The organism is Bacillus australimaris, assembly GCF_001307105.1.
GTDB classification, from domain to species: Bacteria; Bacillota; Bacilli; order Bacillales; family Bacillaceae; genus Bacillus; species Bacillus australimaris.
Window position 1 is genome coordinate 414,154 of the sequence record NZ_LGYN01000012.1, and the last position, 22,148, is coordinate 436,301.

At 38.8% G+C, this 22,148-nt stretch carries 25 protein-coding genes; 2 read left to right on the forward strand and 23 right to left on the reverse strand.

Annotation, left to right across the window (positions count from 1 at the left end; translation table 11 throughout):
- Nucleotides 1-28 precede the first annotated feature (28 nt).
- From secA to degS, 22 genes are all read right to left on the reverse strand, one after another.
- Nucleotides 29-2,554 (reverse strand): preprotein translocase subunit SecA, encoded by a 2,526-nt coding sequence (secA, locus tag AKG37_RS08720; RefSeq protein ID WP_060698443.1) that lies wholly within the window; start codon nucleotides 2,552-2,554, stop codon nucleotides 29-31.
- 198 nt (nucleotides 2,555-2,752) lie between these two features.
- Nucleotides 2,753-3,316, reverse strand: coding sequence for a ribosome hibernation-promoting factor, HPF/YfiA family (hpf, locus tag AKG37_RS08725; protein WP_060698444.1), 564 nt, complete (start codon nucleotides 3,314-3,316; stop codon nucleotides 2,753-2,755).
- Nucleotides 3,317-3,504: 188 nt separating this feature from the next.
- Nucleotides 3,505-5,190 carry a methyl-accepting chemotaxis protein gene (locus AKG37_RS08730; RefSeq protein WP_060698445.1) on the reverse strand — a complete coding sequence of 562 codons (1,686 nt, stop codon included), beginning with the start codon at nucleotides 5,188-5,190 and terminating at the stop codon, nucleotides 3,505-3,507.
- A gap of 33 nt (nucleotides 5,191-5,223) precedes the next feature.
- Nucleotides 5,224-5,604 carry a DUF8042 domain-containing protein gene (locus AKG37_RS08735; protein WP_060698446.1) on the reverse strand — a complete coding sequence of 127 codons (381 nt, stop codon included), beginning with the start codon at nucleotides 5,602-5,604 and terminating at the stop codon, nucleotides 5,224-5,226.
- 13 nt (nucleotides 5,605-5,617) lie between these two features.
- The gene (gene fliT, locus AKG37_RS08740) at nucleotides 5,618-5,959 is read right to left on the reverse strand and encodes a flagella biosynthesis regulatory protein FliT (protein ID WP_060698447.1); all 342 of its coding nucleotides are present in this window, start codon (nucleotides 5,957-5,959) and stop codon (nucleotides 5,618-5,620) included.
- Nucleotides 5,956-6,360, reverse strand: coding sequence for a flagellar export chaperone FliS (gene fliS, locus AKG37_RS08745; protein ID WP_060698448.1), 405 nt, complete (start codon nucleotides 6,358-6,360; stop codon nucleotides 5,956-5,958). The genes fliT and fliS overlap by 4 nt, the downstream gene beginning before the upstream one ends.
- Nucleotides 6,361-6,377: 17 nt before the next feature.
- On the reverse strand, nucleotides 6,378-7,892 hold the full coding sequence (locus tag AKG37_RS08750; RefSeq protein ID WP_060698449.1) for a flagellar hook-associated protein 2: 1,515 nt from the start codon (nucleotides 7,890-7,892) through the stop codon (nucleotides 6,378-6,380).
- 20 nt (nucleotides 7,893-7,912) lie between these two features.
- Nucleotides 7,913-8,254, reverse strand: a complete 342-nt coding sequence (gene flaG / locus AKG37_RS08755; protein WP_060698450.1) for a flagellar protein FlaG — start codon at nucleotides 8,252-8,254, stop codon at nucleotides 7,913-7,915.
- Between the two features lie 161 nt (nucleotides 8,255-8,415).
- Nucleotides 8,416-8,640, reverse strand: a complete 225-nt coding sequence (gene csrA, locus AKG37_RS08760) for a carbon storage regulator CsrA (protein WP_060698451.1) — start codon at nucleotides 8,638-8,640, stop codon at nucleotides 8,416-8,418.
- Nucleotides 8,634-9,068 carry a flagellar assembly protein FliW gene (gene fliW, locus AKG37_RS08765; protein WP_041088051.1) on the reverse strand — a complete coding sequence of 145 codons (435 nt, stop codon included), beginning with the start codon at nucleotides 9,066-9,068 and terminating at the stop codon, nucleotides 8,634-8,636. The genes csrA and fliW overlap by 7 nt, the downstream gene beginning before the upstream one ends.
- A 28-nt stretch (nucleotides 9,069-9,096) precedes the next feature.
- Nucleotides 9,097-9,675: a DUF6470 family protein gene (locus AKG37_RS08770; protein WP_060698452.1), complete on the reverse strand. Its 579-nt coding sequence runs from the start codon at nucleotides 9,673-9,675 to the stop codon at nucleotides 9,097-9,099.
- A 46-nt stretch (nucleotides 9,676-9,721) separates the two neighbouring features.
- On the reverse strand, nucleotides 9,722-10,633 hold the full coding sequence (gene flgL, locus AKG37_RS08775; protein ID WP_060698453.1) for a flagellar hook-associated protein FlgL: 912 nt from the start codon (nucleotides 10,631-10,633) through the stop codon (nucleotides 9,722-9,724).
- Between the two features lie 9 nt (nucleotides 10,634-10,642).
- Nucleotides 10,643-12,163 carry a flagellar hook-associated protein FlgK gene (flgK, locus tag AKG37_RS08780; RefSeq protein WP_060698454.1) on the reverse strand — a complete coding sequence of 507 codons (1,521 nt, stop codon included), beginning with the start codon at nucleotides 12,161-12,163 and terminating at the stop codon, nucleotides 10,643-10,645.
- Nucleotides 12,164-12,178: 15 nt separating this feature from the next.
- A complete protein-coding gene (locus AKG37_RS08785) occupies nucleotides 12,179-12,661 on the reverse strand; it encodes a flagellar protein FlgN (protein WP_060698455.1) in 483 nt (160 codons plus the stop codon).
- An 18-nt stretch (nucleotides 12,662-12,679) separates the two neighbouring features.
- Nucleotides 12,680-12,943: a flagellar biosynthesis anti-sigma factor FlgM gene (gene flgM / locus AKG37_RS08790; RefSeq protein WP_060698456.1), complete on the reverse strand. Its 264-nt coding sequence runs from the start codon at nucleotides 12,941-12,943 to the stop codon at nucleotides 12,680-12,682.
- Nucleotides 12,944-13,022: 79 nt separating this feature from the next.
- The gene (locus AKG37_RS08795; protein ID WP_060698457.1) at nucleotides 13,023-13,442 is read right to left on the reverse strand and encodes a TIGR03826 family flagellar region protein; all 420 of its coding nucleotides are present in this window, start codon (nucleotides 13,440-13,442) and stop codon (nucleotides 13,023-13,025) included.
- Nucleotides 13,443-13,498: 56 nt separating this feature from the next.
- The gene (locus tag AKG37_RS19185; RefSeq protein ID WP_237697700.1) at nucleotides 13,499-13,834 is read right to left on the reverse strand and encodes a ComF family protein; all 336 of its coding nucleotides are present in this window, start codon (nucleotides 13,832-13,834) and stop codon (nucleotides 13,499-13,501) included.
- A 347-nt stretch (nucleotides 13,835-14,181) separates the two neighbouring features.
- The gene (gene comFB / locus AKG37_RS08805) at nucleotides 14,182-14,475 is read right to left on the reverse strand and encodes a late competence protein ComFB (protein WP_060698458.1); all 294 of its coding nucleotides are present in this window, start codon (nucleotides 14,473-14,475) and stop codon (nucleotides 14,182-14,184) included.
- Nucleotides 14,476-14,539: 64 nt separating this feature from the next.
- Nucleotides 14,540-15,922, reverse strand: a complete 1,383-nt coding sequence (locus tag AKG37_RS08810; protein WP_273700884.1) for an ATP-dependent helicase ComFA — start codon at nucleotides 15,920-15,922, stop codon at nucleotides 14,540-14,542.
- Nucleotides 15,923-16,041: 119 nt separating this feature from the next.
- A complete protein-coding gene (locus AKG37_RS08815) occupies nucleotides 16,042-16,884 on the reverse strand; it encodes a DegV family protein (protein ID WP_060698459.1) in 843 nt (280 codons plus the stop codon).
- A gap of 217 nt (nucleotides 16,885-17,101) precedes the next feature.
- Nucleotides 17,102-17,791: a two-component system response regulator DegU gene (degU, locus tag AKG37_RS08820; RefSeq protein WP_008348273.1), complete on the reverse strand. Its 690-nt coding sequence runs from the start codon at nucleotides 17,789-17,791 to the stop codon at nucleotides 17,102-17,104.
- A 64-nt stretch (nucleotides 17,792-17,855) separates the two neighbouring features.
- Nucleotides 17,856-19,031, reverse strand: coding sequence for a two-component sensor histidine kinase DegS (degS, locus tag AKG37_RS08825; protein ID WP_060698460.1), 1,176 nt, complete (start codon nucleotides 19,029-19,031; stop codon nucleotides 17,856-17,858).
- Nucleotides 19,032-19,252: 221 nt separating this feature from the next.
- Between degS and AKG37_RS08830 the strand changes: the two genes are divergently transcribed.
- Nucleotides 19,253-19,921, forward strand: coding sequence for a YigZ family protein (locus tag AKG37_RS08830; RefSeq protein WP_060698461.1), 669 nt, complete (start codon nucleotides 19,253-19,255; stop codon nucleotides 19,919-19,921).
- Nucleotides 19,906-20,997, forward strand: a complete 1,092-nt coding sequence (locus AKG37_RS08835) for an LCP family protein (RefSeq protein ID WP_060698462.1) — start codon at nucleotides 19,906-19,908, stop codon at nucleotides 20,995-20,997. The genes AKG37_RS08830 and AKG37_RS08835 overlap by 16 nt, the downstream gene beginning before the upstream one ends.
- Before the next feature lie 35 nt (nucleotides 20,998-21,032).
- Here the strand turns inward: AKG37_RS08835 and AKG37_RS08840 are convergent, their stop codons facing one another.
- Nucleotides 21,033-22,100 carry a glycosyltransferase family 4 protein gene (locus AKG37_RS08840; RefSeq protein WP_034660156.1) on the reverse strand — a complete coding sequence of 356 codons (1,068 nt, stop codon included), beginning with the start codon at nucleotides 22,098-22,100 and terminating at the stop codon, nucleotides 21,033-21,035.
- Nucleotides 22,101-22,148: the final 48 nt, after the last annotated feature.

Sequence of the window (22,148 nt, forward strand, 5' to 3'; positions counted from 1 at the left end):
GAAAGAGGTTTTCACCTCTTTCCATTACTTATTCTGTCTTCCCATGACAATTTTTATATTTCTTGCCGCTTCCGCAGTGACATGGAGAGTTTCGTCCAATGTCAACGACTTTACGTACCGGCTTTTTCTTCACTGTCTTCTCCTCATCGCCCTCTTGTGGCTGATGAGCCGTTGTTTGACCTTGAACCACTTCTTCACGTTCTAGGTTGTTTTGGATTTCTGATTTCAAGACATACTTGGCCACATCATCTTCAATTGAAGCAACCATATGCTCAAACATCGCAAATCCTTCCATTTGATACTCACGAAGCGGATTCGTTTGTGCATACGCACGTAAATGAATACCTTGACGCAGCTGATCCATTGCATCGATGTGATCCATCCACTTTGAATCCACCGCACGAAGAACGATGACTTTTTCAAATTCACGCATTTGTTCATCGCCAAATGTTTCTTCTTTCGCATCGTATTTTTCTTTAATACGATCCATGATGAAGGTTGTGATTTCATCTGCTTCTTTACCGAAGATATCTTTGACCGTAATGGCTCCTTCGTCTAAATAGTTCGTGTTGATTAACTCAACAAGACCATCTAGTTTCCATTCTTCAGGCAGCTCTTCTTTAGGTGTATAAGATCCAACAGCCCGCTCAATTGAAGATTGAATCATGTTGATGACAATTGATTTTAAGTTATCAGAATCAATGACTTCAAAGCGCTGTTTGTAGATCACTTCACGCTGCTGACGAAGCACATCATCATATTGGAGAAGCTGCTTACGGGAATCAAAGTTGTTCCCCTCAACGCGTTTTTGAGATGATTCAACGGCTTTAGACACCATTTTACTTTGGATTGGTGTAGTGTCATCCATGCCAAAGCGATCAAGCATCGCCATCGTCCGCTCTGCACCAAATCGGCGCATCAATTCATCTTCCATGGATAGATAGAATTGAGTAATCCCAGGGTCTCCTTGACGCCCAGAACGTCCGCGAAGCTGGTTATCAATACGGCGGGATTCATGACGCTCTGTCCCAATAACAGCCAGACCTCCGAGTTCTTTTACACCTTCGCCAAGCTTGATGTCCGTACCACGTCCTGCCATGTTTGTCGCAATGGTAACGGCACCTTTTTGACCAGCCTCTTCAATAATTTGCGCTTCACGTTCATGGTTTTTCGCATTTAACACTTGATGAGGAATGCCTTTATTTTTAAGCAGCTTAGAAATAAGCTCAGATGTCTCAACTGCTACTGTTCCGACAAGAACTGGCTGCCCTGTCATATAGCGCTGCGCAACATCCTCAGCCACTGCTTTAAATTTACCATCCATTGTGCGGTAAATTAAATCAGGTCTGTCATCACGAACTACTGGTTGGTTGGTCGGGATTGTCACAACCTGCATGTTGTATATGTTACGGAATTCTTCTTCTTCCGTTTTCGCTGTACCAGTCATACCAGATAACTTTTCATACATACGGAAGTAGTTCTGGAATGTAATGGTTGCTAGTGTCATGCTTTCATTCTGTACTTCAAGACCTTCTTTTGCTTCGATAGCTTGATGCAGACCTTCACTATAGCGGCGTCCTTTCATTAAACGTCCTGTGAAGGAGTCAACAATGACTACTTGACCTTCTTCTACCACATAATCCACGTCTTTTTGCATCGCAACATGTGCCTTTAGCGCCTGAGCGATGTGATGGTTCAGCGCAACATGTTTGACATCAAACAGGTTTTCGATGCCGAATGCTTTTTCCGCCTTCGTCATTCCGCTTTCAGTCAGCTGCACACTTTTTGTTTTAATATCATACGTGAAATCATCTTCTATTTTTAATGTACGGACAAATGCATTGGCTTGTACATAAAGCTTTGTTGATTTCGCAGCTTGTCCAGAAATAATAAGAGGTGTTCTCGCTTCATCAATTAAGATGGAGTCAACCTCATCAATCACGGCATAATGAAGTGGTCTTTGAACCATTTGCTCTTTGTAAAGCACCATGTTGTCTCGTAAATAGTCAAAGCCGAGTTCATTGTTTGTTGAATACGTGATATCAGCGGCATACGCTTCTCTTTTTTCATCTTTATCTAAGCTGTTTAAGTTTAAGCCAACCGTTAAGCCAAGGAATTCAAAAATCTTGCCCATTTCCTGCGCATCACGGCTTGCCAAGTATTCGTTGACTGTTACGATGTGGACGCCTTTTCCAGAAAGAGCATTTAAATAAACAGGCATTGTTGATGTCAACGTTTTACCTTCACCTGTTTTCATCTCAGAGATGTTGCCTTCGTGAAGTGCGATCCCCCCCATGAGCTGCACCTTAAATGGGAACATTCCTGTTACGCGGCGGGATGCCTCGCGAACCGTTGCAAATGCTTCAACCAACAGGTCATCCACGGATTGTCCTTTTTCAAGTTTTTCTTTGAATTCGATCGTTTTATTTCGTAAAGCCTCGTCAGATAATTTTTCAAAATCTTGAGCGAGAGCTTCGATTTCATTTGCCTTTTTTTCATATCGGCTGATCGTACGTTTCGTAGGATCAAACACTTTATTTAAGATTCCAAGCATATAATAACGCTCCTCTATTTCATGCAATTTTTCGGCATGTCCAAAAGTTTGACAGGTCCATATTTACCTGCATTTATCATACCATACCTTCTTTCATTTCCAAAGAATTTGCCATAATTTCGCACAAAAAACCCGCCCCTTATGAAAGGAGCGGGTTTACTTTATTTAGGTTGTTTTTGAATCAGCATCAACTGATCATCAAGCGTTTGGCTCAATAAGTCCATATTTACCGTCATTTCGACGATAAACCACATTGGTCAAATTTGTTTCAGCATTTGTGAAGACAAAGAAACTATGACCTAACATGTTCATTTGGAGAATGGCCTCTTCGCTGTCCATCGGTTTTAAGTTGAAACGTTTTTGTCTGACGATTTCTGTTTCATCAATTTCTTCGTCATCTTGAACTGCTACATCAGCAATCCCATTTCCTCCAGCAAATAAGTGCTTTTTCGCACCTTGCTCGCGGAATTTACGGTTTACTTTTGTTTTGTGTTTCCGAATTTGACGTTCTAATTTACTGGCTGCTAGATCTACTGCATTGTACATATCCTCATTATGCACCTCAGCTCGAAGTGCTAGATCAGTCATTGGAATAGTAACCTCAACTTTAGATTCTTGATCGTTGTAAAACTTCAAGTTCACGTTGACTGAAGCATCTACATCTGTTTCAAAGTAACGCTCCAGCTTTCCAATTTTTTTCTTGACATGATCTCTTAGTGCAGGTGTTACATCGATGTTTTCTCCTCTGACATTGTAATTCATGTAAAGAACGCCTCCTTTAAAATTAAGGATATGTAAACCTATTTCTACTTTTCCCTCCTATTCTCCTGCTCAAACGTAAAAAAAATGTGAATATTTATTGAAATTTGTCGAATTTTGCGGTGCTTCAACTATTGCTTGATAGGTGATGAATATATATTCGACTGATTCTTGAAAAAGACCAGTGCACATTAAATGGTAAAAGATGAAATAGATGTTTTCAGCGATTGAGATAAGGATTTTAAATCCTCCGCAGCTGCTTTCATTTCTTCATTTGCCGCTAATGATTCTTCAACAGCAGCAGACATGTACTCCGTCTCTTCTGAGTTTCGTTTGGCTCCTTCTTCAATGACACCAACTGTTTGAGAAATTTCCTCTGTACTAGCGGAAATTTGCTCTGCAGTGGCTGACAGCTCCTCTGCTTTCATTGAAATATCACGAATAGATTCCAGGATTTCATGGAAACTCTGTTCAGATAATTGTGATACATTTACACCTTCTGCTACATCTCTCTCAACTTTTGTCATCGATTGTGATGACCTTTCTGTATCTTTGTTCACGTTGGCGAGTAATTGACTAATTTGATCTGTCAGCTGACTAGATTCTTCTGCCAGCTTCCTCACTTCATCTGCTACAACTGCAAAACCTCTTCCATGTTCTCCCGCTCTTGCTGCTTCAATGGCTGCGTTTAATGCAAGCAAATTCGTTTGGTCAGCAATGGCATGGATATTCCCCAACAGATTTTGAATGCCCGTAAACTGTGCTTGTACATGAGCCATTGTGGAATGGTGTTCATTCACAGACTCTTTAATAGAGCTCATTTGTTTCACAAATTGTTGAATCAGAGCCGCACCCTCTTCAGCCTTTTCAGTCACTGAAATTGAGTGACCCGAAACATCGGACGTGTGTACTGCTGCATTTTGCATGCCAGTCGACACTTCCTGAATGGCAGAGGCGACTTTTCCGACCGCGTCTGATTGTTCACGTGAAGCTTCACTGACCTGTTCAATCGAGCTAGATGTCTGCTCACTAGCCGATATCGTTTGACTGATGGTTTCCTCAAACTGAGCAGCAGAATCAGCAAGCTGTCTTGATCCGTTTTGCACCTGTAAAATGAGCTGGCGCAAATGAGTTGTCATTTGGTTAAAGGCTGTGCCGAGCTGGCCAATCTCATTTTTAGAGGTCACTTCAATCTCATCAAGGGTAAGATCACCATCTGCCATCCTTCTCGCGGCATTTGTGACAGAAACAATCGGTTTTGTCATGCGATGAACGAACCTGGACCCGATTACCAAAAAGCCAACGATAATTGCCACACTGGCCAAAATAAGTGTAAGCAATAATTGATTACTGTCTTGATTGAGCTGATCGATTTTTTGATCACGTTGTTTTAGTTGTGTTTGAGCAAATTCTTTTGTTAAGGTATGTATTTCTTGTTCGATAGGTTGTAATTCTTGACTGAGGCGGGTGTTGAATTCTTTTTGATTTTGCATATTTAATGAATTAAATAATCGATTTGTTGAGGTATAGTAGAGATAATTTTTTTCTGAGATTTGATCTAATAGATTTTTTGCTTGTTTGACAGTACTCATTTTTGAAGCTTGTGCCGTTTTCTTATTAATATCTTCATATGTTTGCTCAATTTTCTGCAAATTTTTAGCATCTTGCACCACGACATATGTTTTAATCTGCGCCTCCTGCTTCTGCAAAAGTGCCTCTAATTCCAGAGAAGTCTGATAAAGTTTCACTTCCTTGCTTAGAAGGTCTTTATAGGATTGATCTGTTTTGTAATAGATGAAGCTTGAAAAACCTAAAATACTGACAAACAGCACACATATGACAATAAGCCCAAATAAAAATTGATTTTTTAGTCTCATAATTTCCTCCGAATGGTCTGAATTGGACAAAAATTAATGAATGACATACGGCCTCATACAGGCATGTATTTCATCCATCCACTTTCTATATTCAGGTATAAAATATGATTTCAGGAATGATTGGAAGTGATTTGAAGGGAATGTATAGAAAGCTAGTATATCAAAACTTAAAAATATTTGATCAAACGAACGAATCGTCTTGGCAAAATGCTCATTTTTAATAATTGAAAGCAGAAGGGGATGTGTTGTCTCTAAATGAAAGAAGGCATGGATCAGATCATTAAAGATCCGATCCCCTTCTGTTTTAGCAAAATCCTTCTCAATTTCATCTAAATATTTTAGACTCTCTTCTATCGTATATAGAAGGTCATAATATGTGGTTAATAAAATATAATCATCTGAACGATACGCCACAGGTCTCACCTATTTATTTCCGTTTATCGTAGTATACGCCGTCACTCGTCATGGGCTGATATGGATTTTGATAGTTCAACTGTTTTGTTTTCTTTATTTGAATGGCTTGAATATCTGCTTTTATCCCATTCTGGATAACCGTTAATTGTTTCGCCATCTGTTGATCTGTTTGTATGATTTCTCTGATTTTCTCTTTTTCTTGATCCGTCAGCTCATGCTGTATATCTCTCATTAATTCGTCTCTCTCAATTAAAAAAGCATCAAAGTCTTCAACCAATGTGTCACTTTGCGGATTTGCCTCTATTTCGGCTGCCATTTTTAATGTTTGATCATGCAGCTGGTCCACAATACTCATAGAGATCCTCCGATAGAGTGGTGGCGCCCTTTTCGATCAGTTTGAACGACTTCCTTCCACGCATCACGGAAATCAGTGACGTACTGCTCTACTTCATTCAATATCTCTTCGTCATTTTGAAGATTGGCTTCTATCAGTCTGCGATAAATATAATCATACATACTTGCCATACTCTTTGATACGTCATAAGAACGATTTAAGGTGACATTTAATTCTTGAATGATGTTTTGTGCCTTTTTCAGGTTCAAGTTTCTCGTTTCCGTATCCTCTTTTTGAATGGCATACTTCGCTAGTCTGATGAACTTTAAGCAGCCTTCATAAAGCATAAGCGTCAACTCAGCAGGTGTTGCAGTCTCAATAGAATTTTTCTGATAGGCGGCATAAGGGTTCTGCATTGCCATATGTTATAAACCTCCAATTATTGTCCAAGCAGTTGAGAAAGATAGCCAGATTGGCTGTTTAGTTTTTGAATTGCACTATCCATGGCGTTAAACTTTTTATAGTAACGGTCTTCAACCATTTTCAAGCGGTCTTGGAACGTACTCATTCGCTTGCCCAAAGAATCAAGGTCCTTACCAAGGCCATATTCTTTTAATTCCATCGTTGTGCTGCCAGCCTTTGTTTGAATGCTCTTCGTGAAGGCAGTTAAGGAATTCTTGACACGATAAATGATTCCTTGTTCTTTATATTGCTGCTGCGCTTTTGCTTTATCTGTTGAATCCACATTTAAACTACCCGAGATGAACATTTGACTGACCTTCTGCGGATCTTCTTCAATGGCTTTTCTTAGTTTCTCTTCATTAATCTCAAGTTTTCCGCCATCTTTATACTTCGATGATGTCGTAATACCGATTTGTGTCAAGTGAATTTTATTCGCATCACTTGTCGTAATTTCAGCATAAAAGTCATTTCTTATTGTAGAGGCACCGGATCGTAAAATGGAATCACTTCTCAACAAGCCAGACTTCGCGGTCGTTTCCCATAGCTCCACTTCTTTGTCAGACATCCCTTTTTTCTCTTCTGCTGTTAATGGTTGATAGTCTCTGTTTCTTTTTTCATTGACTTTACCATTAATCTGTTCAACGAGCTCATTGTATTTATCAACAAATTGTTTAATCTTATCAAAGATTGCATCCACATCTGTTGAAACGTTTAAGCTGACAGGCTGATCCGTTGTTCCTTTAAGCTCGTACGTAATACCAGCCTGTGTAAATGTATTGTTGTTATTCTCCATTTTCAGGCCGTTAATCTCGTATTGTGCCTTCTGTCCTTGAGTAGTCGCAACTAATTTATTGTCGGCATCTACTTGGAAGCCTAATTGCGTTAAAAATGAAGCCGAATTGCCATCAGCTGCTTTAATACTGACACCTTCACCCGTTGCTCGTGAAGTGAGAGCAATCGTATCGACATAGTTGGCCCCGTCAAAAATCTGCCCTTTGTAAGCCGTCACACCTAATTGCGAGCTGTTCAGCTTTTTCACGATGTCATCAACTGTATCGGTATCAGAAGTATCGATCGTCACCGTTTTTGGTTCTGTTGAATCTGGTGTCGTCACTTGAAACGTAAACGTGCCATTGGCAGGTGTAAATCCAGATGCACCAGAGGATTTGAAGACGGAAGCTGTCGCTAGTTGAGTGACATGAATTGAGCCAGAGGTCGCATTTGTTGATCCAGTTGCTGTGACAGCTGATTCATTTGAGCTTGTCACTTTTTTGGCGCCATATGTGCTTGGAAGCGATAAGTTTAAGCTGTTAATCAAATCATCTAGTTCTTTGACCTTAGAATTGACCTCACGATAGCTGTCCCTTTGCCATTCGAGTGTCTGTTTTTGACGTGTCATTTTATCAAGTGGTGCTTGTTCAGTTTTCATCAGCTTTGAGACGATCTCATCAATATCAAATACATTTGAAAATCCAGTAATTCGATTAACCATTGTTTATGTTCTCCCTTCAATTACATTTTTTTATCTACAAATAAACCGACAATCTCTGTCATTGCCGCATAGAAATCAAGCCATTCCTTGGAAGGAATTTCTCTAATGACCTCTTCTGTTTGGTTATCTACGACTTTGACATAATATTCATTGAGTTTTTCATGTAATTCAAATTGAAGATGAAATTGAGTAGGTTCAATGAGCTTATTTGCCCCTTGAAGCGTTTTTTCAATTTCTTCTTTTGAAACGATCTTGCCATTTGTTTGTGATTCAACGTTTACATTGTCATTCTGATTATTAGAAACACGGGTTTGAAATGCATCGATAATTGGCTCTAGCGGTGTCAACTTACCAACAGACATAGTTATTCAGCTCCTGTGCTTTAATCTATCTTTTATATCGGCTTTGAATTTTCAAATTAAATATAGATGGACAGATTTGTTAAAGTTTCATATAGAATATGAACATCCATATCGAAACGCTTTCACACGGAGAAGAACAGCTGAACCAGATAAAAAAATCCTCACTTTTTTTGTGAGGATAATTGAGAGAGGATATCTAAGGATAAACTCGCAGCACGATTGTTCTCTTCTTGAATAGACAGATACACTTCTTTCCTGTGAATATCAATGTGCTTAGGAGCCTCAATCCCGACCTTCACTTGATCGCCTTCGATTGAAATAATCTTGACTTCAATATCATCGCCTATTTGAATCGACTGGTTTAATTTACGAGACAGCACTAACATGAGGAAGCCACCTCTAACAAATGTTTTGTATGATAGGCTGAATCATGCAAAATCACCTGCTTAGCTTTCATGTTTTTACGATTCACAATAATAGGCGCTCTTAAATTGGCTGTTGTTTTTTCAATAGAGGATTCCATTGTTAAAATAACCATTACTTCCACATCATTGGCATCTTCTACTTCCAAAATGTCTACAACCGTTTCATCTAAATCAAATTCGTATTGATTGAAGAATAAAAATGGGCTGCTGACGATAAAGCCTAATGCTGCGTTTTTCAATGATTGAAGAACTAAAAATGGAGACTCTTCTGATAAAGGCAAAATGACAAACTGTTTTTGATCCAGAAATCCTGGTATCCCATTAGAGAAGTTAATGATTTGCTCCTCTTTAATTGTCACTTCACCATGGTATTTTGTTTGAATGATCATAATTCACGACCTTTTTCGTTTTTCTTAACTATACCTTATCACCATTTTGGCCCGTCTCGTCAACTTCTATTTTTAATTCCGGATATTGTAACAAGTCAATATTAACCTTACCCGGCTGGTAGTTAACGATTGGTTTATGAGGTGTTGCCTTGATGACTGCCTTTTGCGGCTCCACATCAATTTGAAGCTCTGAAGGCTGATAGTGAATTTTCACACTAAAGAATGAAGGGATCACACCAATAGTGAATTGTTTTGCTGGAGGACTGCCATTGATTTTGGCAAACTCAGCAATCGCATTTCCACCATTCTCGATCTTAATGAGTTCACTTCCTTCTTCCGCTCTTCGGCCCATTCCTTCTCCAACAGCACGTTTCCCTTCAGCTGCCCATTCCTCAGAACGCCTAAAAATTGATTTGATATCCATATCGGCAAATGCCTCGGTTTGATCAATGGTTAATTTCGACGGTGTCCTCATGATATTCATGACAGCTCGCGGCTGTTGAATATCAAGATCTGCTGGTGGCTGTTCTACTTCTTGCCTGGAAGGAGTTGTCGACATTTGCAGCTTTGCATAGGTTTGCTGCATTAACAATCTAGGGATTTGCATACATTCACCTCCATGATGCAAAAAAGCACCCAACGGATGCTTTTTATTATCTTAAGAAATCAACAAGGGATGGCTGAATGACTTTAGCTGTTGTCGCTAAAGCAGCTCTATTCACAGTCTCTTGTGTAAGAAGATCAAGAATTGCCTTTTCACTTTCAACATCTTCATTATCTGATTTAGCATTTTTTAACACTTCGAATTGTGAAGTCAAACGACTGTCTACTAAATCAACACGATTCGTACGGGCTCCTAGGTCAGATCGCTCAGCACTCATCACTTCTTTAAACTGATCGATGCTTCCTAATGCATCATCAGAATTCGTGAACGTTCCATTTTTCAATGAGTTTTCTAAATCAGTTAGCATTTCAATGACATTTTGACCGCTGGCAGACTGTCCACCAAACGCTGAGATTGGATTTGAGTTGACATTTAAAGTGATACCATCAGAAATGTTCGATTTAACCGCATTCGCATCTGTATAATTTTCGAAGTTAAATGTATACGTACCATCTGCATTCTCGACAACTGGTTTAACATTTGTATTTGTCCCATTAAATACGAACTTACCTAGCATTTGAGTGTTCATTGCATCAATGATTTGTTTCTTCATCTGACCAATTTCCACTCCGATGGCTTCTAAATCTTCAGGCTGCTTTGTTCCGTTAGCCGCATCAAGCACTTTATCTCGTACATTTGACATAATATCAATGATTTCTGTAACACTTGTTTCAGATGTATCAATCCAGTTTCGTGCTTCATTTAAGTTATTCTGATATTGCTCATTTCGAAACAGGGCTGTACTATATTGCAGGCTTTTGACTGCTGCAACAGGATCATCAGATGTTTTCGTAAACCGTTTTCCTGATTGTGCCTGTTCATTAATTTTAGATAGTTTTTCATAACTTTTACTAATATTACGCAGTGAGTTTTGTGAAATCATACCTTGTGTGACTCGCATCAGTTATCCCTACCTTCCTACGACACCCATGCCGTTTATTACTTTATCCAATATTTCATCTTGTAATGTCACAACTCTCGCAGCCGCATTATATGCATGTTGAAATTGAATCATATTCGTCATTTCTTCATCGATCGAGACAGCGCTAGTCGACATTCTGCGTTCATTGGCTGAATCGACAAGAGCTGCTGAACTGCTTTCCAGCGTCATGTTCTTTTTCCCTTGTATCCCCATCTCAGCGATGACATTTTGGTAGTAATCCTGAATCGTCGTTGTATTACCACCGATTGGTAACTTTAAGTTTTGAATATCAGCTAATTTCGTAGCATTCGATCCGTCACCTTGTGTTTGATTAAGAGATGCTGCAATATTATCTGTTGATGCTAAAATGACATCACTCACTTTAATACGAGCTGCCAGACCTTTATTCAAATCATTGTTGTTCTCAATATCAAAAAAGTCCTGACCACTTGTCCCATTTAACGTGTACCCCTGCTTATGCACATCGTTAAATGTATCCATGAACACTTGTGCGACTTCATCAAGCTCTGCAAGCATATCAGGATACATGCCTTTTTCAGCACCATTTGACATGTAACCATAAGCCTCAACAAGTGCTTTTACTTTACCGTTCACTTGTAATTGGTCTGCTGCAATGGTTGTTGTTCCGAACTGAAGTGAGTTGACAAGTCCCGTTGTATTATCATAGGAGATTTGCAGTTCAGACTTTTCGTTCGTAATACCATTCAAAATGGTACCAGCAGATTGTCCATTTGCACCGATAATGTCGATGTTGACAGTTCCTTCAGCAATTTTGAGTGCATTACCACCAGGTGGATTGTAGCTGACCTTAATATCAACAAGTGAAGATAATTGATCTACCAAAGCATCACGCGTATCATAAAGATCATTTGGAAGATATCCATTTGGCTCAACCGTTGCAATCTGTTTGTTCACTTCATCTATTTGAGTTAAAAGAGTGTTTACATCTTTGGCTGTTGAATCGAGTTCTGTTTTCAAATTCTTTTGTATCGTTGTTAAAGAAGAATTGAGCAGACGGAATTGATCCACTAAAGCCTGTGCACTTGTTTTAACAACTGTACGTGCAGAAGCTGTATCAGCATTTTTTGTTTCCGATAGCACCTGTAATGATTTCCAAAGGTTATCAAAAGCTCTGTTTAAGCCTTCATCCGTCAAATCATTCATAACCCCTTCCATCTGTGAAAGGGCATCAGACTTCGTTGAGTAGTAAGACAAGTTGTTGTTATGATCTCTATATTGTAGATCTAAAAAACTGTCTCGAATTCTTTCAACCGTTCCAACTTGTACGCCTGTCCCCATTTGACCATACGTCTTGCCGTCATAAACAGAAATGACTGGATAAGGATTTTCTGCTTTAAAGGTCACTCTTTGTCTTGAGTAGCCCTCCGTATTTGCATTAGAGACGTTGTTTGATGTGACATAAAGCCCTGCACGCTGGGCTGTGATTCCTCTTTTTGCCGTTTCTAGTCCCATGAATGTAGAACCCATTGGTATCCTCCTTATTTACGCCTTTGAATCAAACAAAGCCCTCTGCTGTTTAGGCTTTGAACTCTCAAGACCATTTTGTCCGTAATTCATATTTTCTTTATTAGGGTTAACGAGATCGAATGTCAGTGAAATAAATTGAAGTGACTGCTGAATGAGCTGTTTGTTCAGTTCATTTACATCTTTTAGTTCCACCATGATGTCATTTAGCTTCTCATATAACGAAATGAGCTCTTCTTGATCTGTACCTTCAGCTATTTCGATACATGCGGTGATGGTTGGCGGCTGATCACTTTGTAAAAATTGAACTGTCGCTTCAATTCGTTTTTCTTCTAATTGAGAAATAGCCTGAATATACTTTTGCTCTAAATTCAGAACCTCTGAAAGAGCATCAATCTCATTGCTTTTCAGCATTTCTGTTTTATCCTTAGACAGCTTTAAAAGCTGTTCATGCAATCCATATAGACGATGCAGTTCTTCAATAATTATTTTAACTGACATTCACGCTGCTCCCTTTTGTTATTGTTGTTTATAAAAATTCAGCATTTTATCTGCAATGCCTTTTGTATCTACTTGATATGTTCCGGCTTCGATGCTTTTTTTTATTTGGTCTATTTTATCTTGGCGTTCTCTCATAATATTCGGCACCTTTTGCATTTCGATTGCCTTTTTAGAAATTTCGACTTTATCAGTTGTTTTCGCTTGATTCGATTGCAACGTTTGTTTCTCATATGTTTTCTTGTAAGGATTTACTGGTTGTGTTCCATATCGATTAATTTTCACGGGATTCCTCTCGCTTTCCGTTACAGTCTGTCTTGATTCTATCCATTTTATCGACCAAACTGCAACTTAGTTTAGGGAATCAGTCGTTTTTAGGATTAATGGCATAATAGGTGTCTTTTTTCCTAGATTCAATCTCCCTTTTACGCTCCTCCTCTTGATTCATTTGGCTTATTTGCGAATGAATATCCTGTTCACATTGGCTGCAAAGCTTGTTTTTTCTGATCGGTTTGCCACATCTTTCACAAGGATAATTGATATTCGGAAATTGACTAATTTGAAGTCGCTTCAAACGGATAAATTTCAAGATTAATTCTTCATCAACTTCTGTTGCATCTACTATTTCAGGAATGGTTGATTGTCTATTACTTTGCTTCCTTAAGAATTTATAAACGATATCAAAGGAACGTTCCTCTTCTTCAAAGCATTTGTTACAAACCGTTTGGATGGTGGTTTTTAAAAATAGCTGATTACATTGTGGACAGTTTGCCAATTGATTCATAACCAAAACCCCTTACGTTATTTTCTTTTCTTAATATCGGTTGATTATCATGATTTTTAACTACGTATCAATGTAAAAGAAGAAACACTTTTGGCACCTGCATCTTTTAAAATTCTTGCTGCATCATAAATAGTTGCTCCCGTTGTATAGATATCATCAACCAATATAATATCCTTTTGAACAATCGCATCTGTGTGCTTTATTTGAAACAGTCCCTTTTGATCTAGGCGTTCATTTTTCTTTTTTTTGGACTGCTTACTTTGATGTATTTTAACAAGCGGCTGCAATATCGGCTTACCAATCATAGAAGCGATGACGACAGACTGATTAAATCCTCTTTCTTTTAGCCTTTCATTACTTAAAGGGATCGGAATCAGCAAAGGTTCTTTCATGCAAAAGGATCTCTTAAATACTGCTTGTACATCTCGTTTAAACAACTCAACTAAAGCCGTATCACCCCGAAATTTAAAGCGGGCAAGGACATCTCTCATCAACTCATTGTAAGTATAGACTGACCTATTTTTCACAAGGACTTTAGTAGAATCAAAGCGGCCATTCCATCTATAACAGTCTTGGCACAGTTGGTCATTTGACTGTGCTCTTCCGCATGCTGGACAAATAGGGCGGTCAATCTTTACTAGGAGATTTTTACATACTACACAAAGTCGATCATCATTTAATAGGAGTAATGATTTCCATGTAAAAGCAGGCACGAAATGCCCTTCACAGATTGGGCAAATCAATTGTTTTCCTTGTTCAGCAGCAGGCGGTTTTCACACCTTGGAAATGTCGTAACCTGCGAAGCAGCTTCTGTCAGAATGACCAGCATTGCAGTATTCTTTTGTTTATCCACCATCTCAGATTTACTGTAGGATATTTTATCGCTATCTGTTATATATTGTGGTTTCACTTGATTCAGTGAAATCGCTAATACATCTTCCATACACTTTTCACAATGACAAATCATGTTTAATTGGTTGAGATATTGATAGAGGATTTCTTTGAGTAGTATTTCTTTTGCGTTGAGTAGCATCGTATGTCTCTCCTGCCATTAGCGTATTGTGAATATAATGTACCATGATTTAGTTGAACCCACACTATTTTTCAGAAAACTCTTTTCCAGCAATATCATTCATTTTCACGATATGCTTTTTTGCTTGTTTCATACTTCTCGTTAAACCAAAATGAAAAAAAATAACGTCTCCTGAACAATAATCGGGATGTCTACCTGCTCTTCCAGAAATCTGAACAAGTGCACTCTCTGTAAAAATAGTAGATTCTGAACCTAGTACCCCCACTTGAACATTTGGAATGGTTACGCCTCTTTCTAGAATAGTGGTTGTAACTAGCACATCGTATGCAAAATCTCTGAAGTGCTGAACCTTTTGTTTTCTGTCTGGATCATCAGCAGATACTCCCTCTACGTTTAGGTTGTGTTCTAGAAGAATCTTCGTTACCTTCTTCATGTTTGCAATTGAAGGAACAAAAAGTAACACTCTTCTCTTCTTTGCAATATGTCTCTGCAACCATTTCATCACTTTAGGAGGCAGATGGTTCTTTTTTAATTTCTTTTTCCAATGCCCTATCCATTGAAAGGACGGAACTGGTAACGGTTGTTGGTGAAAGCGCAAAGGAATTTTTATCGCTTCAAGTATTCCACGAGAAACCTCTCTCATCATATTTTTAGAGGGTGTCGCACTTAAATAAATCCTAATCCCTCCTTTCTTTCTCATCGCCTTTAGAACAGCGAATTGGAGGCTTTCATCCATTGAATAAGGAAAGGCATCGACTTCATCCACAATGAGCACATCAAATGCATTTTTGTATCTCATCAGCTGGTGAGTTGTGGCGATCACAAGCGGTGCTATTTGGAATCTTTCAGAGCTGCCTCCATAAAGAACAACTATCTTCATCCCTTGAAATGCTTTTCGAAGCCGTGGTTCGAGCTCAAGCACAACATCTGTTCTAGGTGTCGCAATACAGACACTCATCCCTTGTTTTAAAGCAAATTCTATTCCGTGAAAAAGCACCTCCGTTTTCCCTGCCCCGCAAACCGCCCAGACGAGTAGATCAAATTTGTTTTTAATAGCTTCGATTATTCTTTCAGACGCTCTTTTTTGTCCTTTAGACAGCTGTCCCTGCCATGTTAATTCGGCTCGACATATTTCTAGCATTTGTGGACCCGTCCATTCATAAAGAGATCCACATTCAGTTACTTTCCCCATCATGATACATGACCTACAATACACACAATTTTTTTGACATACGTCACACGGAGAGTAAGCAAAGTACCGCATCTGTGATACACCACACCTGGAGCATGTAAAACCATTTACTTTCTTCTCAATGGCAGGTGTCCGATTGACTAAGCCTTTCTCCTCCAGCCAATCCAAATTGGACTGTGGGCACATTGTTTCAACGGTAAGCAGATGACGTGAATGCAGCTGTTGCCTTAGTTTCATTGCTTTGTCCATGTTCAATTTCAACAAACACCTTTCAATTGATGTTTGCCTATTATGCACAAAGACATGACCTTTCGTCCAACAGGTAAAATAGAAAAACAAAACCCCTTTTCTATGAGAAAAGAGGTTTTTAGGATTTATCTCATCACCCAGCCAAGAGCCAAAGAGCCTTCGCCTAGATGAGTGCCGATCACAGCACCAAAGTAGCTTTTATAAAATTCAACATGAGGATATTTTTCTGATAAGTGCGCAATTAATTCTTCTACTTCTTCTTCTCTATTACCGTGTATCAGTGTTGCTCTCATTGGTACACCACGTGATGCATCTTGATCAAATAATTCAAAAATACGTGAAATGGCTTTTTTACGTGTACGAATCTTCTCAAAAGGGACAATTAGCTTGTTGTCAAAATGCAGAATAGGCTTTACCTTTAAGAGGCTTCCAATGAAAGCCTGAGCACCATTTAATCTTCCGCCTCTTTGCAAATGAGTTAAGTCGTCAACCATAAAATAAGCACGCTGACTTTTTTTCAGGTCATTTAGATGTGCTAACACTTCTTCTACAGAAGCACCACCTTGGATTTTTTCAGCAGCTGCTAACACATAAAATCCTTGTGCCATACAGCTTGTTTCAGTATCAAACGGGTAAATGTCAATTCCGTCCACTAGTTCATTCGCTGAGGCTGCACTATTATACGTTCCACTAATTCCACTTGAAAGGTGAATACTAATTACAGCGTCGAATGTTTCGCTTAGTTTTTCATATAAGGCTATTAATTCACCGAAAGCAGGCTGAGAGGTTGTTGGAAGATCTTTGTGTTTTTTGATTTCTTCATAATATGTCTTCCAGTCCATTTCTATTTCTTCACGGTATGATTCACTGCCAAAGATAACATTAAGGGGAATCATATGAATATCATGTTTATCACGCAGCTCTTGTGGTATATAAGCAGTACTGTCTGTTACAACGGCTATTTTCATTCTTAAATACCTTCCTTATTCATTGAGTTACTCTTTTTTATTTTAAAAGAATGATCATTTTTTTCATTAGATTTATAATAGTAATCAAAAAAGCCTGCCTAATCAATAGGCAAGCCTGCTATACCCGAAAAAGACTCCCTTCCCTTGCCTATCATTTCTCTCCAGCTAAAATGTGAGAGAACAAAAACAGGCGAAAAAGGAGTACTTGTCCGAAACATTATCTCATTTCTACCCAACCGTTTTTAATAGCTACAACAACAGCTTGTGTACGGTCGTTTACATTCATTTTTTGCAAAATGTTACTCACGTGGTTTTTGACTGTTTTCTCACTAATAAAGAGCGATTCACCGATTCCTCTGTTGCTCTTACCGTCAGCTAACATTTGAAGAACTTCACATTCACGTCTCGTTAAGATATGAAGCGGTCTGCGAATTTCAGGATATACCTCGTGCTGCGGGTGTGCTGAAACGCCGCTAGTTGCTAAGCGTCGGAATTCATTTACTAAGTTATGAGTGACTTTCGGATGTAAATAAGAACCTCCGTCAGCTACAACTTTTACTGCTTCAATAAGTGTGTCTGCATCCATTTCTTTTAACAGGTAGCCTCTCGCCCCTGTTTTCAATGCATGTGTTACATAGTTTTCATCGTCATGAATAGATAGAATAATGACTTTTGATTCGGGATAAAGCTCAACTAGCTGCTTTGTAGCCTCAACACCATTTACATTCGGCATATTAATGTCCATAATGACAACATCCGGATGATAGTGTTCTACGATACGTGCAGCTTCGTCACCGTCGTCTCCTTCTGCAACTACTTCAAAAGTAGGTTCAAAATCTAAAATCCGTTTGACACCTTCACGGAATAATTGGTGGTCATCAATAATTACAATATTTACTTTAGTCACAAGCTACGCCTCCCCATGTTTATTGTTCTACACCTGAACTTTATGGTCAATATGTCTTTTGACTCTATTTTACAATTTTATTTTGCAATGATAATGGCACGCGAATCATGATGAATGTCCCTAGACCTATTTTTGAGTCTATGGTCATTTTACCTTCCAGTAAGTCTACGCGTTCTTTCATGCCAAGTAAACCGAAGGATTTGTTTTTGTTTGTTTTCACATCTTTCATATCAAAGCCTTTTCCATCGTCTTTAATAATTAAAGTCACAAAGTCTTTCGTTACTTCTACTTTGACAGAGATTTCTTCAGCTTCAGAATGCTTTAATGAATTTGTAACAGCTTCTTGGGCTAGTCTAAACAGTGCCACTTCAAATTGAGAAGCAATTCTTTCACTTTCTGTATCACCTAGACATTGGAACGTAATTTTTGTTTTTCCATCATACTCTTCAATTGTATTTAAGTATTTTCTTAGTGTCGGAATAAGACCCAAATCATCTAGAGCCATTGGTCTTAAATCATAAATGATTCTTCTCACTTCGTACAGTGCATTTCGCACATTCTGTCTAAGACTTCTAATTTCTTTAAAGCCTTCTTCTGTACCACGGTCTCTAAAAATGCGTTCAATTAGCTCGGAACGCATCATCACATTTGCCAGCATTTGAGCAGGTCCGTCATGAATTTCCCGAGACACTCTTTTGCGTTCTTCTTCTTGGGCTTCAATAATCCTTAGCCCAAAATCTTGTTTTGCCTGAGCATCTTCAAGTAAAACACCGACTTGACGTAAATCCTGATTGAGATAGTTGAGAACAACTGTAATCTGACTCACAAGCGTTTCAGAGCGTTCAATGACGTCTTGTAAGCTTAATAATCGTCTTTCCAGATCGTCTCTTCTTTCTCTCAGCTGCTTCTCGCGCTGCTGGATCATGGTGAGTTCCACTTGCAGATTATGTGCTTTTTCGTAGGCTTCTCGTATTTCTTCTTCGCTGAATTTGTTGAAGTTTCTGCTGACCTCAGATAAGCGATTTCTAGCATGTCTTGTATGGACTTCTAGTTTATCTCCAAAATCAATTACTTCGTTTACTTGCTGCTTGATTTGCTTCAGCTCTTCTACTAGGCTTTCATATTGTTGACGGGACTGTTCGCCAATTCTGAATACTTCGTCCTTGCTGCCATCAACTGTACTTAGCATTTTCATGATGATTGAATCCAATAATTTCGGATCCATTTTAGGTGTTGTCATGGCTTTTCCCTCCCGTAACAGTGATGTCATCTTTTTTTATTATAAATGTCATTGATCTGCAATTTATGTCGAATTATAATGAAAGAATGCGTATAAATTATGAAGTTTTTATGACGACCCTTTTTCCGCTCCTATCATCATAACAAAATACGCTGTGAAATTCTAAAACCAATGCAAATTTTCTCTAGTCTTACAATTTGCTTGTCAGGAGGGTATGTCTTTTGCTGAATCGCTATCTTACAGTAAAAAGTCGTGGCGAGCATGAGATCGTCATTGAAAAATCACGTTTTATTTGTCATATACAGCGTGCTGTCTCAGAAGAAGAAGCACAAACATTTATACAATCCATAAAAAAACAACATTGGAATGCCACGCATAATTGCTCAGCCTATCTCATTGGTGAACATGACCTGATTCAAAAGGCAAATGATGACGGTGAACCAAGTGGTACAGCAGGTGTGCCAATGCTTGAAGTATTAAAAAAACGGAAGCTGAAAGATACAGTTGTTGTAGTCACTCGTTATTTCGGCGGCATTAAGCTAGGCGCCGGCGGATTGATTCGTGCCTACGGAAAATCTGTATCAGAAGCTATCAATCATGTTGGTATGGTAGAGCGCTGTTTAATGCGTACGATGCACACAACAATAGATTATACATGGCTTGGAAAGGTAGAGAATGAGCTTAGAGCCTCATCTTTTCAGCTAAAAGAAATCCATTATACAGAAGATGTTATTTTTGAAACATATGTAGAAGAAACACAATCAGAGCAGTTCATTGAGTGGATGACTGAACTGACAAATGGAAAAAGTGTTACAAAAGAAGGCGAACTTATTTATTTAGAAAAGGACATTGGTCCGATAAAGGAGACAGATGAATGGCACAACGAGTAAAAGTGCGTGTACGAAAGAAAAAGAGTAAAAAGAAGAAAATTTTCAAACGTATTCTGGTCTTATTTTTGCTTCTTATCATCTGCATGGGCGGATTTGCGGTATATAAAATCGTCAATACACTTCAGGCTGCTGACAAAACATATGATGAACTGAACCGCGGGGAGAAATCGAAGCTGCGTGATGCCGTCGTTGATATTAAGAAAAAGCCTTTCTCCGTTTTATTTGTCGGAATTGAGGATTACGCCACAAATGGTGATCATGGCCGTTCAGATTCACTCATTGTCGCAACAATTAACCCGCAAGACAAAACGATGAAGATGGTTAGTATCCCTCGTGACACACGTGTACAGCTTGCAGGTGACACAACAGGAAATAAAGAAAAGATCAATGCTGCATATGCTAAAGGCGGAAAAGATGAAACGATTGAAACTGTCGAACAATTCTTGCATATTCCAATCGATAAATATGCCACAGTAGATTTTGATGGCTTCAAGGATGTCATTGATGAAATGGGCGGAATTGATATCGATGTCCCATTTGACTTCAATGAAAAAAGTGATGTTAAAAAATCGAAAAAGATTTACTTTAAAAAAGGCGATATGCATTTAAACGGGGAAGAAGCACTTGCTTACGCGCGGATGAGAAAACAAGACCCTCGCGGTGATTTTGGACGTAACGATCGTCAGAAACAAATTTTACGAGCAATGATTGATCAAATGGCGAAGCCAAATAACATTGCGAACGTGGATAATATCGCAAAAGAAGTCAGTGATCACATTTCGACCAATTTCCGTATTACAGAAGGGCTTGCTCTTCAGCAAATCTACGGAGGATTTAAAGGAGACGACACAGAAACACTCTCTATAAAAGGAACAGATCTTTATTTAGGGCCAAATCGAACGTATTACTTTGAGCCAGATCCAACCAATTTAGCTAACGTACAAAATGAATTACGGACGCATTTAAAGCTTCCTTCTGAATCTTCGACTGAGACAGATTCACAAACCAATTCAACGTCTGGTGAAACAGGAACGTCTGATACTTCGACTTCTCCTGCAACTTCATCAGGACAATAAAAAAACAGCCCTGTTCCTAGGAACGGGCTGTTTTTTTATTGTCTTTTGACCATTCGTTTATAAAATTTCGTAAATGGTTTGAACTCTTCATTTACCAAACCTGTGACTTCCGCAATCACTTGCATGAACATCACCAGTAAAAAGATAATGATCAGTGATAACCAAATAGTAGCGCTTGTGAGCAAAATCGCACTTAAGCTAAAGACTAAACCAATCATGTAAATCACGATGACAGCCATGCGATGGGACAAACCAAAGGCCATCAATCTATGATGAATATGAGATTTGTCGGGCGCTGAAATCGGCTGTTTGTTTAATATTCGTCTAATGATGGCAAAGGTGGTATCGAAAATAGGAACACCTAAGATGATCACTGGGACAACAACACTAAACAAAGTGACACTTTTGTATAATCCTAAAAGAGACAGCACCGAGATCATATAGCCTAAAAACAGTGAGCCGGTATCCCCCATAAAAATCTTCGCCGGATGAAAATTGTAAAAGAGAAAGCCGATGGTACTGCCAATGACAACAAGCGATAAAGAAAGAATCAGAATTTTATCAGCAGAAAATGCCATCACGGCTATCGTTGATAAACCGATGACAGAAATACCGGCAGCCAGTCCATCAAGACCGTCAATTAAATTAATGGCATTTGTGATTCCGACAATCCATAACACAGTTAGGGGATATGCCATCCAGCCTAACTCAATTCGATCTGTCAAAAAAGGAACAGAGAAAAAGTCCATTTTTAAACCCGTGCTTACAATCAAACAAGCAACAAGGACTTGTACGAGAAATTTAAATTTTGCACTTAAATTATATTTATCATCAAATATACCTAGAATGACGATGAGTACGGCGCCAACTGAAATTGCTGTAATTTTATTATGTAGAAACAGCCCACCTGCTAATGCTCCAGCCGCTACCCCAATAAAAATTGCCAAACCGCCCATTCGAGGCATTACTTTATCATGAACTTTTCGTTTATTCGGCTGGTCCACTGCACCAATCTTAATTGCAAACTTTTTGACGATTGGTGTCACAATTAAAACTGTAGCCAGAGAGACAAAAAACGCTAATAAGGCGCGTTCGTAATCCATAGGTCAGTCTCCTTCTAAATTGAAATCTGTATTTTGTATATTGGCCGC